The sequence below is a fragment of the Gemella sp. oral taxon 928 genome, from assembly GCF_001553915.1.
GTDB lineage: Bacteria > Bacillota > Bacilli > Staphylococcales > Gemellaceae > Gemella > Gemella massiliensis.
Window position 1 is genome coordinate 59,629 of record NZ_CP014233.1, and the last position, 13,956, is coordinate 73,584.

A 13,956-nucleotide genomic window follows, 5' to 3' on the forward strand; every position below is an offset into this window, starting at 1 on the left:
CCTCCTTGAGTTTATAACTTACTTGAATCTATAAGTTATTCTACCTTTTGTCAGGTCATACGGACTCATTTCTACTGTAACTTTATCCCCTGGTAAAATTCTTATATAATTCATTCTGATTTTTCCAGAAACATGAGCTAAAATAATATGACCATTTTCTAATTCTACTTTAAACATTGCATTTGGCAAGTTTTCTACTACTAAACCTTCTACTTCAATGACATCTTTTGCCATATTTTTCCTCCCTGACTATTTCAGTTTGTCTAATATATTTTGCACGTCTTTGAACACTACCTTGATGTCTTGATCACCGTTAATATTTTCAACTACATCTTCTTTTTGACTATAAAAGTCTAATAATGGTTTAGTTTGTTTAATATTTACTTCTAAACGATTTGCAACTGTTTCTTCGTTGTCATCGCTACGTTGGTATAACTCTCCACCATCTTTATCACAAACACCTTCAACTTTTGTCGGATTGAAGATTAAGTGATATGTAGTGCCACATTGCTTACAGATTCTTCTACCTGTTAATCTTGGTAATAAGATAGTCGGATCTACATCAATGTTTAATACTTTATCAATTTTTCTATTAGTTTTTGCTAAAATTTGATCAAGGGCTTCAGCTTGTTCTACTGTTCTTGGAAAACCGTCAAGTAAAAAGCCTTCTTTTGCATCTTCTTGATTCAATCTTTCTTCAACTAATCCTATAGTTACGCTGTCAGGAACAAGTTGTCCTTTATCAATATAACTTTTTGCTTCTTTTCCAAGCGGTGTCTCATTTTTAATCGCAGCTCTAAACATATCTCCTGTTGAAATATGCGGAATTGGATAATTCACTTTGATTTGATCTGCCTGAGTTCCCTTTCCTGCCCCCGGCAATCCCATTAGAATAATATTCATCATAATTTATTTACCACCTTTTCTTCCTGTAATAAAACTTCTGTAATTTCTTTCTGTTAATTGTGTACTAAGTTGCTTAACTGTTTCTAGTGCTACACTGACAACAATTATTAAACTTGTTCCACCGATATGAACAGAAGCCGGTAATTTAGCTAAATTGGTGAATATTGTTGGAAGAACCGAAACAGCTGCTAGGAATATTGAACCTACAAATGTTAATCTATATAAAATACCTGTAATGTATAGTTCAGTTTTTTTACCTGGTCTAACCCCTGGAACAAAACTTCCTTGTTTTCTTAAATTGTCCGCCATTTTCTCAGGGTTAACTTGAACCATTACGTAGAAGTAACAGAACGCAATAATCAATGCTACATATAATGTTAAACCTAACCAATGACTGAAATCAAAGTATGATACTACTTTTTGTAGTTTTTCATTGTTTGGAGCGAAGATTGCTATTGTTCTAGGTAACTGTAAAAATGCAATAGCGAAGATTACCGGAATAACCCCTGCACTATTTACTTTTAACGGCAAGTAAGTTGATCTTGCACCTAACATTCTACGCCCTGCTCTTGCTTGTGAATATTGAATCGGGATTTTACGAATAGCTTCTTGGATATAAACAACCGCCGCTACTATTAAAATAACTATCAATGCAACTATCACAATTTTCAAAATTGCAAGAGTAAGATTCTCAGCATCTTTAATTTGTGATTCATAAATTTGAACAAATTCCGTCGGCATACGAGCGATAATTCCTGCTAAAATGATAATTGAAACACCGTTACCTACACCATATTGAGAAATTTGGTCACCTAACCATAATAATAATGCAGTACCTGCTGTTAATACTAAAGCCACTGTTATAAATCCTATAATTGATGTGTCTTTAATTAATCCTTTATACGCATTGTTAAATCCATAAGACATAATAAGCGATTGAATAAAGGCTAAAACAATTGCTAAGATTCTTGTTACCTTTTGAGTTTTTTTCTGTCCTACTTCACCTTGTTTTGACCACTCGGTTAATGTAGGAATAACGTCCATTTGCATAAGCTGAATTACAATAGATGCTGTGATATAAGGCATGATACCCATAGCAAATACAGAAAACTGTTGTAACGCTCCTCCTGCAAATGTATTAAAAATTCCGAATAGACCAGACGCATCTTGATTTTTAAGAACATCTGCATCTACGCCCGGTATTGGTAAGAACGAACCAATACGGAATAAAAGTATACCAAATAAGGTAAATAATATTTTCTTACGAGTTTCTTTAACTCGAAATAAATTAAGTGCTGCATTAAACATTATAGCACCTCGCAGACTCCTCCAGCTGCTTCAATAGCTTCTTTGGCTGAAGATGAAAATTTATGTGCCTGAACGGTTAATTTTCTTTCCAATTTACCGTTAGCTAATACTTTAACACCTGAAAGTTCTTTTTTGATTACTTTTGTTTCCAATAATAGAGCAGGTGATACTACAGTACCATCTTCGAATTTATTTAAATCTTTTAGATTTACAACTGCATAATCTTTTCTGTTTACGTTGTTAAATCCACGTTTTGGAATACGTCTGAATAGTGGGTTTTGTCCACCTTCAAATCCCGGGCGAACCCCGCCGCCACTACGTGCTTTTTGTCCTTTTTGACCACGGCCACTTGTTTTTCCGTTTCCTGATCCAATCCCACGACCTACTCTGTTACGTTCTTTACGAGAACCCTCAACCGGTTGTAATTCATGTAATTTCATTTAGACTAGCACCTCCTTGTATTAATAATTATTTTTCTTCTACTGTTACTAAGTGTGAAACTTTATTAATCATACCGCGAATCGCAGCGTTGTCTTTATGTTCTACTGTTTGGTGCATTTTTTTTAGACCTAGAGCTTCTACAACTTTTTTTTGATTCTTCGGACGACCAATTATACTACGAGTTAGGGTTACTTTTAATGTCATGTTCTATCCCTCCTCTTATCCTAATAATTCTTCTACAGATTTACCACGTAAATTTGCAACGTGTTCTACTGTTTGTAATCTTGTTAAGCCATCAACTGTTGCACGTACCATGTTAATCGGAGTATTAGAACCTAAAGATTTAGATAAGATATTTGAAATACCTGATAATTCTAATACGGCACGCACCGGTCCACCTGCGATAACCCCTGTACCGGGAGCTGCCGGTTTAATTAATACTGAACCTGCACCGAACTGTCCGATAATTTCGTGCGGAATAGTTCCGTTAACTACCGGTACGGTAATTAAATTATGTTTTGCAGCTTCTACCGCTTTTTTGATTGCATCCGGTACTTCTTGAGCTTTACCGGTACCGAATCCTACACGACCATTCTTGTCACCTACTACTACTAAAGCAGAGAAACGAAAACGACGTCCACCTTTAACAACTTTAGCTACACGACGAACGGCAACTACGCGTTCTTCAAATTCTTTTTTGATTTCTTCTTGACGCATCTTGTATATTTCCCTCCTTTATTAGAATACAAGTCCGTTTTCACGTGCTGCTTCAGCTAATGCTTTAACACGTCCGTGATATAAATATCCTCCACGGTCGAAAACAACTTTTGTAATTCCATTTTGTTTTGCTACTTCTGCGATTAGTTTTCCAACTTCTTTAGCTGCTTCAACACTTGATTTTGATACATTTTCAAGTTTTAATGAAGATGCTTGAGCTAGTGTAACACCTTTAGTGTCATCAATAATTTGTGCATAAATATTTGTATTTGAACGATAAACGTTTAAACGTGGTACTTCAGTAGTCCCTTGAACTTTAACACGTACTCTTGCGTGTCTTTTTTTACGAACTTTATTTTTGTCAAGTTTCGTAATCATATTTGAAACACTCCTTTCTGTTATCTATTATTTACCAGTTTTTCCTTCTTTACGACGTACATATTCACCAACATAGCGAATACCTTTACCTTTATAAGGTTCTGGCGGACGTACTGCACGAACTTTTGCTGCATATTGTCCTACTACTTCTTTGTTAATACCTTCGATACTAACTTTAGTGTTTCCTTCAACACCTAATTTGATTCCATCAATTTCTTCAAATTCAACCGGATGTGAATAACCGACGCTTAGCACTAATTTTTTACCTTGCATTTGAGCACGATACCCAACCCCGATTAATTCAAGTTCTTTTTTAAATCCTGTTGACACACCTTCTACCATATTTGCTAAGATAGCACGTGTTGTACCGTGAATTGTACGGTGACGTTTTGAATCAGATGGACGTACTACTGTAATTTCACTTCCTTCAATGTTGAAAGTAATTTCTTTGTCAAATTGTTGTTTTAATTCACCTTTAGGTCCTTTTACTGTTGCGAAGTTATCAGCGATGTTAACTTCAACCCCTGCAGGTATTGTAATAACTTTATTACCTATACGTGACATTTAATTGGCACCTCCTTATAATATTACCAGATGTAAGCTAATACTTCTCCACCTGTATTGTTTTTACGTGCAACTTTATCAGTTACAACTCCATTTGAAGTTGATACGATTGCAATCCCTAATCCGTTTAATACTTTTGGCAATTCATTTGCTTTAGCATAAACACGTAGACCAGGTTTTGAAATTCTTTTAATTCCTTTAATTACTCTTTCGCCTTTAGCGTATTTAAGAGAAATTTTAATAATTCCTTGTTTGTTATCTTCGATGTACTCTACATCTTTGATAAACCCTTCTTCTTTTAATATTTCTGCAATTTGCTTTTTAATGTTTGACGCAGGTACTTCTAATGTTTCGTGTTTTACCATATTAGCATTACGAATACGTGTTAGCATATCTGCGATAGGATCTGTCATTGTCATTAGGATAAATCCTCCTTTCTTCTACTATATTACCAACTTGATTTTTTAACTCCGGGAATTTGTCCTTTGTAAGCTAATTCACGGAATTTAATACGGCTGATACCGAATTTTCCAATGTATCCATGAGGACGTCCAGTTATGCTGCAACGATTGTGCAGTCTAGCCGGTGCTGAGTTTTTAGGAAGTTTGCTAAGTCCGATGTAATCACCTTTAGCTTTAAGTTCCGCTCTTTTAGCTGCATATTTATCAACTAATTTTTGGCGTTTAAGTTCACGTTCTACCATTGCTTTTTTAGCCATGTATTACTACCTCACCTTTCTTATTTTGCAAACGGCATACCACAAAGTGTTAGTAACTCACGAGCTTCCTCATCTGTGTTTGCTGTTGTTACTACTACGATGTCCATACCACGTACTTTACTTACTTTATCGTAATCAATCTCTGGGAAAATTAATTGTTCTTTTATTCCTAGTGTGTAATTACCACGACCGTCAAATGCTTTTTTAGGAATACCGTGGAAATCACGTACACGTGGAAGTGCAACTGTTACTAATTTATCAAAGAATTCATACATTCTTTCTCCACGTAAAGTAACTTTTGCTCCGATCGGCATACCTTCACGCAATCTATAAGTAGCGATTGATTTTTTAGCTCTTGTTATCAACGGTTTTTGACCAGAAATCAAAGCTAATTCAGCTACTGCGTTATCTAGGGCTTTAGAGTTTTGAACTGCATCTCCCACACCCATGTTAATTACTATTTTCTCAATTTTGGGTACTTGCATTACACTTTTGTACTCAAATTTTGTCATTAATTCTTTTGTTATCTCAGTTTTAAATTTTTCTTCTAAACGAGCCATCTAAAATAGTGCCTCCTTTCTTCAACTATTAATTATATTTCTTTTCCTGATTTTTTAGAGATACGAACTTTTTTACCATCTCTAGTTTCAAAACCTACACGTGTCGGTTTACCTGTTTCAGGGTCTTGTAACATTACGTTTGATACGTGAATTGCCGCTTCTTTTTCAACGATTCCACCTTGTGGAGCGTCTTGAGAATTTTTAACGTGTTTTTTGATAATGTTAACACCTTCAACAACTACACGATCTTTTTTAGGTTGTGCTTCAATTACCGTACCGACTTTACCTTTGTCTTTACCAGTAATAACTACAACTTTATCACCTTTTTTAATGAACATTTCTTGCTAGCCTCCTTCTTTATTGTACTTGTATTATTATAATACTTCTGGAGCTAGTGATACGATTTTCATGTAGTTACCGTCTCTTAACTCACGTGCAACTGGTCCGAAAATACGTGTACCACGTGGGCTCTTATCATCACGGATAATTACACAAGCATTTTCATCAAATTTAATATATGAACCGTCATTACGACGAGCTCCTGTTTTTGTACGAACGATTACAGCTTTAACTACATCACCTTTTTTAACAACTCCACCTGGTGTTGCTTTCTTAACAGAACATACAATTACGTCACCGATGTTAGCAACTTTACGCCCTGAACCACCTAGAACTTTGATTGTTAAAACTTCTTTAGCTCCTGAGTTATCAGCCACTTTTAAGCGTGTTTCTTGTTGAATCATGCGCTTTTTGCCTCCTTCTTAGGGTTTATCCTAGTTTTCTTAAATAATAACTGCTTCTTCTACTACTTCTACCAAACGGAAGTGTTTAGTTGCAGATAATGGACGAGTTTCCATTATTTTAACAATATCGTTTAATTTTGCTACATTATTTTCATCATGTGCTTTAAATTTTTTAGAATATTTTACACGTTTACCGTATAAAGGATGTTTTTTGTATGTTTCTACTAAAACAGTAATAGTTTTATCCATTTTATCAGAAACTACTTTTCCAACGTAAACTTTTCTATCGTTTCTCTCAGTCATGTTTGCCTCCTATATTATTTATTCGCTAATTCTCTTTCGCGAATAACAGTTTTCATACGAGCGATTGATTTTCTAACTTGACTAATACGAGCTGTATTTTCTAATTGACCTGTTGCCAATTGGAAGCGTAAGTTGAAAAGCTCTTCTTTTAATTCTTTGATTTTTGCTTCTAACTCTTGTGAAGTTAATTCTCTAATCATAGATTTGAATTCATTTGTTTTCATTATGCTTCACCACCTGTTTCTTCACGTTTTACAAATTTACATTTAACAGGTAACTTATGAGATGCAAGTCTTAGAGCTTCACGTGCAACTTCTTCACTTACTCCAGCAACTTCAAACATCACTCTACCTGGTTTAACTATTGCAACCCATCCTTCTACTGCACCTTTACCAGATCCCATACGAACTTCTAAAGGTTTTTTAGTATAAGGCATATGAGGGAAGATTTTAATCCATACTTTACCACCACGTTTCATATAACGAGTCATCGCAATACGTGCTGATTCAATTTGGCGAGAAGTAACTCGTGATGCAGTAGTTGCTTGTAAACCAAATTCACCAAAGTCTACTACATTTCCGCCTTTAGATTTACCTTTTGTTGATTGTCTATGTTGACGACGATATTTAACACGTTTAGGCATTAACATAAATTAGTTACCTCCTTTTTCAGATTTTTTAGCTGGTAATACTTCACCACGGTTAATCCAAACTTTAACCCCAAGTTTACCATAAGTTGTATCTGCTTCTTCATGAGCATAATCAATATCCGCTCTTAATGTGTGTAGTGGCACTGACCCTTCTGAATAGTGTTCTGCACGAGCGATATCAGCTCCACCAAGACGACCTGATACTTGAGTTTTAATTCCTTTTGCTCCTGCTCTCATAGCTCTTTGGATAGCTTGTTTTTGAGCACGACGGAATGACACACGTGCTTCTAATTGACGGGCAATATTTTCAGCTACTAATTTTGCATCGATATCAACTTTTTTGATTTCAACTACATTAATGTGTACTCTTTTGCCTGTTAGTTTATTTAATTCTAATCTTAATTTGTCAATTTCAGATCCACCTTTACCAATTACCATACCCGGTTTACCGGTGTGTACTGAAATATTTACTTTCTTATCAAATCTTTCAATTTCAACTTTAGAAACTGAAGCATCTTTTAATTTTTTACTGATGAACTCACGAACTTTAAAGTCTTCGTGTAAGTTAGTAGCAAAATCTTTTTCTGCATACCATTTTGAATCCCAATCACGAATTACTCCGACACGTAAGCCTATTGGATGTACTTTTTGACCCACAGTTTGTAGCCTCCTTTTACTAGTTTAGCTTATTAATTTTAATTATTTATTGTCACTTAATACGATAGTAATGTGACTTGTTCTTTTATTGATTGAACTTGCAGCACCTTTTGCTCTTGGACGGAAACGTTTAAGTGTCGGTCCTTCGTTTGCAAATGCTTGAGATACTACTAAGTCTTCTACATTCATTCCATAGTTATGTTCAGCGTTTGCAGCAGCTGATTTAATTACTTTAGCTACTGGTAGTGAAGCTGCTTTAGTTGTGAATTCTAAAATTCCTAATGCTTCGCCCACTTTTTTACCACGTACTAGGTCTAATACCAATCTTACTTTACGTGGAGCGATGCGGACTGTCTTAGCGATTGCTTTTGACTCCATGAATGTGCCTCCTTGTGTTATTAAAAATTTCTATAAATTATCTTCTTGTTTTTCTGTCATCTGCTGCGTGACCTTTGTAAGTTCTTGTTGGTGCAAATTCACCAAGTTTGTGCCCTACCATGTCTTCAGTCACGTAAACAGGAACGTGTTTTCTTCCGTCATATACTGCAAAAGTAATTCCGATAAATGATGGGAAAATTGTTGAACGACGTGACCAAGTTTTAATTACTTGTTTTTTCTCTTGTCCGTTCATTTTTTCAACTTTTGCCAATAAGTGGTGATCAGCGAATGGTCCTTTTTTTAAACTACGAGCCATTGTGTTATCTCCTTTCTGATACTTTGTGTTATCATTAGGTTTTTGGTAAAGAGCTTTTGCTCCTCACCACCTAACCTTCTATATGCTTTATTATTTAGTTCTAGCACGTACGATAAATTTGTTTGAATGAGCTTTTTTAGAACGTGTTTTCTTACCAAGTGTAGGTTTACCCCATGGTGACATAGGTGATTTACGTCCGATTGAAGTACGTCCTTCACCACCACCGTGTGGGTGATCGTTCGGGTTCATAACAGATCCACGTACAGTAGGTCTTTTACCTAACCAACGAGTTCTACCGGCTTTACCGATATTTACCAATCCATGTTGTTCATTACCAACTTCTCCGATTGTAGCACGGCAAGTTGCTAAGATCATTCTTACTTCCCCTGATTTAAGACGCACTAATACGTATTTACCTTCTTTACCAAGCACTTGAGCACTTGCTCCGGCTGAACGTACTAATTGTCCACCTTTACCGGGTTTAAGTTCAATATTGTGAATTAATGTCCCTACCGGGATATTTGATAACGGTAATGTATTACCTATTTTGATGTCAGCTTCAACCCCTGATATTACTACTTGTCCTACTTGTAATTCTTTGGGAGCGATGATGTAACGTTTTTCACCATCTGCGTAGTGTAGTAAAGCGATATTCGCTGAACGGTTTGGATCGTACTCAATTGTGGCAACTTTTGCCGGTACGTTGTCTTTATTTCTCTTGAAGTCAATAATACGGTATTGTTTTTTGTGACCGCCTCCGTGGTGACGCACAGTAATTTTACCTTGGTTATTTCTTCCCGCTTTTTTCGGTAGCGGTGCTAATAATGACTTTTCTGGTTTGCTTGTTGTAATTTCTGCAAAATCTAATGATGTCATATTACGACGCCCATTAGTAATAGCTTTATATACTTTAATAGCCATTTGTCATTGTTCCTCCTTAGTGGTATATGGAATTTATTCTTATGCGAATAATCCTTCGATTGTTTGTCCTTTAGCTAACTTAACGATAGCTTTTCTTCTTTTGTTAGTGTACCCACCGTATCTTCCGACACGACGGAATTTCGGTTTGTAGTTCATTACGTTTACTTTCTCAACTTTAACACCGAAGATTTCTTCGATAGCTTGTTTAATTTGAGTTTTGTGAGCACGTGTGTCTACTAGGAAAGTGTATTTATTTTCTTGCATTAATAAATAACTTTTTTCAGTTAATACTGGGCGTTTGATAATATCGCGTGCATCCATTATGCTAATACCTCCCCAACTTTTTCTAGTGCATCTTTAGTGAAGACTACTTTATTACTTCCTAAGATGTCTAATACATTAAGACCGGTTGTTTCTACGAATTCAACCCCCGGAATATTTCTTCCTGATAATACTGTATTTTCTTCAAATTCTGAAACTACGAACAATACTTTTTTATCCAGGTTTAAGTTTGTCAACATTGTTTTAAAGTTTTTAGTTTTAATTGTATCAAATGCTAATGTTTCCAATGCAAACACTTCGTTAGCCGCTACTTTAGAAGATAAAGCAGAACGCAATGCTAAACGACGCATTTTTTTAGGCATTTTGAAGCTGTAACTACGTGGTGTAGGTCCAAATACTGTACCACCTCCACGCCATTGTGGTGAACGGATAGATCCTTGACGAGCACGACCTGTTCCTTTTTGACGCCATGGTTTGCGACCACCACCTGAAACTTCAGAACGTCCTTTTGTTTTGTGTGTACCTTGACGAAGTGATGCACGTTGTAATGTTACCGCTTGGAATAAAACGTGTTGATTAGGTTCAATTCCGAATACTGCGTCATTAGCTTCTACTGCACCGACTTTAGTACCGTCTTGTTTAAATAAATCTAATTGTGGCATTTTCTAATTTCCTCCTTCCGTATATTTTCTGATTATTTACCAGATTTAACTGCTGATTGGATTTTTACGAAGCTTTTTTTAGAACCCGGAATACAACCTTTAATTAAGATTAATCCATTTTCTACATCTACGCTTACTATTTCTAAGTTTTGAGTTGTAACTGTAACTCCACCCATTTGCCCCGGCAGTGCTTTACCTTTAAATACACGGTTAGGTGCTACAGGTCCCATTGATCCAGGACGACGGTGGTAACGAGAACCGTGAGCCATCGGTCCACGACTTTGCCCGTGGCGTTTGATTGCCCCTTGGAATCCTTTACCTTTACTTACTCCTGTTACGTCAACTAAGTCCCCTGCTGCAAAAATATCAACTTGGACTTCTTGACCTACTTCATAACTAGCAACTTCTACATCTCTGATTTCTCTAATGAATCGTTTTGGTGCAGTGTTCGCTTTATCTGCGTGACCTTGTTCAGGTTTATTCGCAACTTTTACTAAACGATCTTTACGTTCTTTATCGTAAGGACGTTTATCGTCGAATCCTAATTGGATTGCATTGTATCCTTCAACTTCTTCTGTTTTCTTTTGTAGAACGACATTCCCTTTCGCCTCAACTACTGTTACCGGAATTAATTCCCCATTTTCAGCGAAGATTTGCGTCATACCTACTTTTCTTCCTAAGATACCTTTGGTCATCGAAAGTCACCTCCTATATTATAATTTTAATTCGATGTCAACACCTGATGGTAAGTTTAAGCTGATTAAAGCATCAACTGTTTTTTGTGTTGGTTCAATAATATCGATTAGGCGTTTGTGTGTACGTTGTTCAAATTGTTCACGGCTATCTTTATAAATGTGAACTGAACGTAAAATTGTATATACCGCTTTTTCTGTTGGTAACGGGATTGGCCCAGATACTTTAGCACCAGAACGTTTTGCAGTTTCAACAATTTTTTCTGCACTTTGATCAACTAATCTGTGATCATATCCTTTTAAACGAATACGAATTTTTTGTTTTGCCATCATTTCTCCTCCTATACATTTATTCGCTGCTATCGAGTAGCAACTTCTCCACGAAAGTTCTCCAGCACGCCATGCCATGGCAAAGCGACCGGGCGTGTCAGTAACCTTTCGCTTCAACGCAAGTCCTCTTCAGACCGACATTCACTATTATACATGATATTCCGCTACATTACAAGTGTTTTATCAAAAAAATATAAATAAAAAGTCATGAATATGTTTTCTCAAATTTTTAAGTTAAATATTTTGCATTTATATGGAAAAAATAATTATAAATTAGATTGAATTTGCTCAAAATATAAGCCAAACATTTTTTAAAGTCATAGTTTTGATTAAAATATCTATATACTATTTTGCTTTGTCAATTATAGCATACCTTTTCCAAATATTAATTAACTTTTCTAAAGTAATTGTACTAATACAAAAAAATTACTGTTTACACAAAATACATTATGGTATATAATTATATTGGACAAATATAAGGAGGAAAGCGGCAGGTTGTCACAAATAATATAATGATTGATTTTAAAAAAACAGGAGTAGTTTTCTTAGCAGCAGGTTTGATGCTTAGCGGATGTTCTACTAAGAACAACTCTTCTTCACAAACTCAAAAAAAGGAAATTAAATCTATTTCTTTAGAAGATTTCACAAAAAATATAGGAAACTCTGATTATCAATTTATTGATACACGCAGTGACGAAAGTTACAACGGATTTAAAACCGATGATATTAAAAACGGAGGTCACTTAAAAAACTCTATTCAATATTCAGCAACATTTATAGGTAATGTTAATAAAGATAAAGAAGATAAATTTATTAGCGATAAAGGTATTGATAAAAATAAAAAAGTTGTCGTTTATGATACTAATAAAGATAACCTAAATAAAGTTGCTGATAAATTTGCAAACTTAGGTTATGAAGTTTATAAATTTGAAGATTATAAAAAATTTGCAGATAATGATGCTAATAAAGAAAAATTAGTTAGTTATCCCGAATATCAAAACTTAGTTTCTCCTAAATGGGTTAAAGACGTTCAAGATAATAAAAAACCTGAAACCTATACCAATGATAAATATAGCATTTTCGAAGTTTCTTGGGGTGAGGGAGATAAAGCAGTAGCTTATAAAGAACATATTAAAGGTGCTTATCACTTTAACACAGACTGGGTAGAAGATGGTCCGGTATGGAACCTACGTTCGGCTGATGAAATTAAGAAAAATTTATTAAAACAAGGTATTACTGCCGATAAAACAGTTATTTTATATTCAGATGATGCCTCAGCGGCATTTCGTGTAAACTGGGCGTTGAAATGGGCAGGAGTAAAAGATGTCCGCATAATGAACGGTGGACTAAAAGCGTGGAAAAATGCAGGCTTTGAAACGGAAACTAACGTTAATACACCTAAAGAAGAAACAGACTTCGGTACAAAAATACCAGCTCACCCGGAATACAATATATCTCGTGCTAAAGAAATGGCACAAAAAGTTAAAGATGAAGGAATTAAATTAGTAAGTATTCGCTCATGGGATGAATACTTAGGAAAAACCAGCGGTTATGATTATATTGATAAAGCAGGTGAACCTCAAGGAGCAATTTTCGGTTTTGCAGGAGAAAACAAAGCCGACTTAAGCGACTATTACGATCCGGACGGCACACTTCGTAATCCGCAAGAAATTTATAATTTATGGAAAGGTCAAGGTATCAGCGAAACAGATAAAATTGCCCTATACTGCGGTACCGGTTGGCGTAATGCTGTACCATGGTTTATGACTCAACTTACCGGACGTGCTAACACTTACTTCTACGATGGAGGTTGGAACGATTGGCAACTTGACGGCTCATTACCTGTAGATATTAATAAAGACAAAGGGCAAAAACCTGATGCTAAAAATGATTATAAATAATTAAAAATAAAGAGAGTAACTCATAAAATCTTGTTTTAAAAAATCACGATTTTTAAGTCACTCTCTTTTTTGCTATTTTAAAACCTTACCGAATAAAGTTTATATTTCTTTTTTTAAATCTAAAGTTAAAAATTGAAGAAAACGAAGAGTATTTAATCCCCCGCAAAATATGACAATATAGTAATAGATAAACTCACTGTCTACATTGTTTGTTAAAATATAGTACGCTGAACCGATGACTAAAATAATGTTAATTACCAATGAAAAAATAAATTTTTTATAAACTATAACTAAAATAACCTGAATAATAACAAATAAAATTAATACACCCAACATAAGTTTTATATTATTTTCCGTTAATACCTTTGGAAATTTATAAATATTTTTGTGCATAATATGGCGTACCATACCCATTTTACGATCTTTAAAATAATTCCAGCCAATTAAAGCTACTATTAAAATTATCTCCAGTACCGCTATAAAAATATAAAATTTCTTAAAATGAATTTTTCTTAACATCCAGTTCTCCT

At 35.0% G+C, this 13,956-nt stretch carries 26 protein-coding genes; 1 reads left to right on the top strand and 25 read right to left on the bottom strand.

All coding sequences use genetic code 11. The features are described 5' to 3' along the window. Positions 1–18 precede the first annotated feature (18 nt). The 24 genes from infA to rpsJ form a co-directional block, all read right to left on the bottom strand. A complete protein-coding gene (gene infA, locus AXE85_RS00225) occupies positions 19–234 on the bottom strand; it encodes a translation initiation factor IF-1 (RefSeq protein WP_003144387.1) in 216 nt (71 codons plus the stop codon). A 15-nt stretch (positions 235–249) separates the two neighbouring features. Then, positions 250–903, bottom strand: coding sequence for an adenylate kinase (locus AXE85_RS00230; RefSeq protein ID WP_062174633.1), 654 nt, complete (start codon positions 901–903; stop codon positions 250–252). 6 nt (positions 904–909) lie between these two features. Continuing rightward, a complete protein-coding gene (secY, locus tag AXE85_RS00235; protein WP_062171835.1) occupies positions 910–2,214 on the bottom strand; it encodes a preprotein translocase subunit SecY in 1,305 nt (434 codons plus the stop codon). Next, positions 2,214–2,654, bottom strand: coding sequence for a 50S ribosomal protein L15 (rplO, locus tag AXE85_RS00240; RefSeq protein ID WP_021753537.1), 441 nt, complete (start codon positions 2,652–2,654; stop codon positions 2,214–2,216). Before rplO ends, secY begins: the two co-directional genes overlap by 1 nt. A 28-nt stretch (positions 2,655–2,682) precedes the next feature. After that, positions 2,683–2,859 carry a 50S ribosomal protein L30 gene (gene rpmD / locus AXE85_RS00245; RefSeq protein ID WP_021753538.1) on the bottom strand — a complete coding sequence of 59 codons (177 nt, stop codon included), beginning with the start codon at positions 2,857–2,859 and terminating at the stop codon, positions 2,683–2,685. A gap of 15 nt (positions 2,860–2,874) precedes the next feature. After that, positions 2,875–3,372, bottom strand: coding sequence for a 30S ribosomal protein S5 (gene rpsE / locus AXE85_RS00250; RefSeq protein WP_021753539.1), 498 nt, complete (start codon positions 3,370–3,372; stop codon positions 2,875–2,877). 21 nt (positions 3,373–3,393) lie between these two features. Continuing rightward, positions 3,394–3,750 carry a 50S ribosomal protein L18 gene (gene rplR, locus AXE85_RS00255; protein WP_021753540.1) on the bottom strand — a complete coding sequence of 119 codons (357 nt, stop codon included), beginning with the start codon at positions 3,748–3,750 and terminating at the stop codon, positions 3,394–3,396. Positions 3,751–3,777: 27 nt separating this feature from the next. Beyond that, positions 3,778–4,314 carry a 50S ribosomal protein L6 gene (rplF, locus tag AXE85_RS00260; protein WP_062171838.1) on the bottom strand — a complete coding sequence of 179 codons (537 nt, stop codon included), beginning with the start codon at positions 4,312–4,314 and terminating at the stop codon, positions 3,778–3,780. Between the two features lie 23 nt (positions 4,315–4,337). Then, complete coding sequence (gene rpsH / locus AXE85_RS00265) at positions 4,338–4,733, bottom strand: 30S ribosomal protein S8 (protein WP_021753542.1); 396 nt, start codon at positions 4,731–4,733, stop codon at positions 4,338–4,340. 29 nt (positions 4,734–4,762) lie between these two features. After that, complete coding sequence (gene rpsN, locus AXE85_RS00270) at positions 4,763–5,032, bottom strand: 30S ribosomal protein S14 (protein ID WP_021753543.1); 270 nt, start codon at positions 5,030–5,032, stop codon at positions 4,763–4,765. 20 nt (positions 5,033–5,052) lie between these two features. Next, positions 5,053–5,592, bottom strand: a complete 540-nt coding sequence (rplE, locus tag AXE85_RS00275) for a 50S ribosomal protein L5 (protein WP_062171841.1) — start codon at positions 5,590–5,592, stop codon at positions 5,053–5,055. Between the two features lie 32 nt (positions 5,593–5,624). Then, a complete protein-coding gene (gene rplX / locus AXE85_RS00280) occupies positions 5,625–5,930 on the bottom strand; it encodes a 50S ribosomal protein L24 (protein WP_021753545.1) in 306 nt (101 codons plus the stop codon). A gap of 36 nt (positions 5,931–5,966) precedes the next feature. Next, positions 5,967–6,335 (bottom strand): 50S ribosomal protein L14, encoded by a 369-nt coding sequence (rplN, locus tag AXE85_RS00285; protein WP_021753546.1) that lies wholly within the window; start codon positions 6,333–6,335, stop codon positions 5,967–5,969. A gap of 39 nt (positions 6,336–6,374) precedes the next feature. Next, positions 6,375–6,638: a 30S ribosomal protein S17 gene (gene rpsQ / locus AXE85_RS00290; RefSeq protein WP_062171844.1), complete on the bottom strand. Its 264-nt coding sequence runs from the start codon at positions 6,636–6,638 to the stop codon at positions 6,375–6,377. 14 nt (positions 6,639–6,652) lie between these two features. Beyond that, complete coding sequence (gene rpmC, locus AXE85_RS00295; RefSeq protein WP_003147630.1) at positions 6,653–6,862, bottom strand: 50S ribosomal protein L29; 210 nt, start codon at positions 6,860–6,862, stop codon at positions 6,653–6,655. After that, positions 6,862–7,287 (bottom strand): 50S ribosomal protein L16, encoded by a 426-nt coding sequence (rplP, locus tag AXE85_RS00300; protein ID WP_021753548.1) that lies wholly within the window; start codon positions 7,285–7,287, stop codon positions 6,862–6,864. The genes rpmC and rplP overlap by 1 nt, the downstream gene beginning before the upstream one ends. A gap of 3 nt (positions 7,288–7,290) precedes the next feature. Next, a complete protein-coding gene (rpsC, locus tag AXE85_RS00305) occupies positions 7,291–7,944 on the bottom strand; it encodes a 30S ribosomal protein S3 (protein WP_021753549.1) in 654 nt (217 codons plus the stop codon). 42 nt (positions 7,945–7,986) lie between these two features. Beyond that, positions 7,987–8,322 carry a 50S ribosomal protein L22 gene (gene rplV / locus AXE85_RS00310; RefSeq protein ID WP_021753550.1) on the bottom strand — a complete coding sequence of 112 codons (336 nt, stop codon included), beginning with the start codon at positions 8,320–8,322 and terminating at the stop codon, positions 7,987–7,989. A 37-nt stretch (positions 8,323–8,359) separates the two neighbouring features. Then, the gene (gene rpsS, locus AXE85_RS00315; protein ID WP_021753551.1) at positions 8,360–8,638 is read right to left on the bottom strand and encodes a 30S ribosomal protein S19; all 279 of its coding nucleotides are present in this window, start codon (positions 8,636–8,638) and stop codon (positions 8,360–8,362) included. Between the two features lie 90 nt (positions 8,639–8,728). Beyond that, positions 8,729–9,559 carry a 50S ribosomal protein L2 gene (gene rplB / locus AXE85_RS00320; protein WP_062171848.1) on the bottom strand — a complete coding sequence of 277 codons (831 nt, stop codon included), beginning with the start codon at positions 9,557–9,559 and terminating at the stop codon, positions 8,729–8,731. Between the two features lie 39 nt (positions 9,560–9,598). Further along, positions 9,599–9,880 (bottom strand): 50S ribosomal protein L23, encoded by a 282-nt coding sequence (gene rplW, locus AXE85_RS00325; protein ID WP_021753553.1) that lies wholly within the window; start codon positions 9,878–9,880, stop codon positions 9,599–9,601. Beyond that, on the bottom strand, positions 9,880–10,503 hold the full coding sequence (gene rplD, locus AXE85_RS00330; RefSeq protein WP_021753554.1) for a 50S ribosomal protein L4: 624 nt from the start codon (positions 10,501–10,503) through the stop codon (positions 9,880–9,882). Before rplD ends, rplW begins: the two co-directional genes overlap by 1 nt. Before the next feature lie 32 nt (positions 10,504–10,535). Continuing rightward, complete coding sequence (gene rplC / locus AXE85_RS00335; protein WP_021753555.1) at positions 10,536–11,198, bottom strand: 50S ribosomal protein L3; 663 nt, start codon at positions 11,196–11,198, stop codon at positions 10,536–10,538. Positions 11,199–11,216: 18 nt separating this feature from the next. Further along, positions 11,217–11,525 carry a 30S ribosomal protein S10 gene (gene rpsJ, locus AXE85_RS00340; protein WP_003147624.1) on the bottom strand — a complete coding sequence of 103 codons (309 nt, stop codon included), beginning with the start codon at positions 11,523–11,525 and terminating at the stop codon, positions 11,217–11,219. Positions 11,526–12,037: 512 nt separating this feature from the next. Here rpsJ and AXE85_RS00345 point away from each other — a divergent pair. Next, the gene (locus AXE85_RS00345; protein ID WP_062171851.1) at positions 12,038–13,426 is read left to right on the top strand and encodes a rhodanese-like domain-containing protein; all 1,389 of its coding nucleotides are present in this window, start codon (positions 12,038–12,040) and stop codon (positions 13,424–13,426) included. A gap of 99 nt (positions 13,427–13,525) precedes the next feature. Here AXE85_RS00345 and AXE85_RS00350 read toward each other — a convergent pair whose 3' ends face one another. Next, entirely contained in the window at positions 13,526–13,945 is a 420-nt protein-coding gene (locus AXE85_RS00350; RefSeq protein WP_062171854.1) for a hypothetical protein, read from the bottom strand. Between the last annotated feature and the right edge of the window lie 11 nt (positions 13,946–13,956).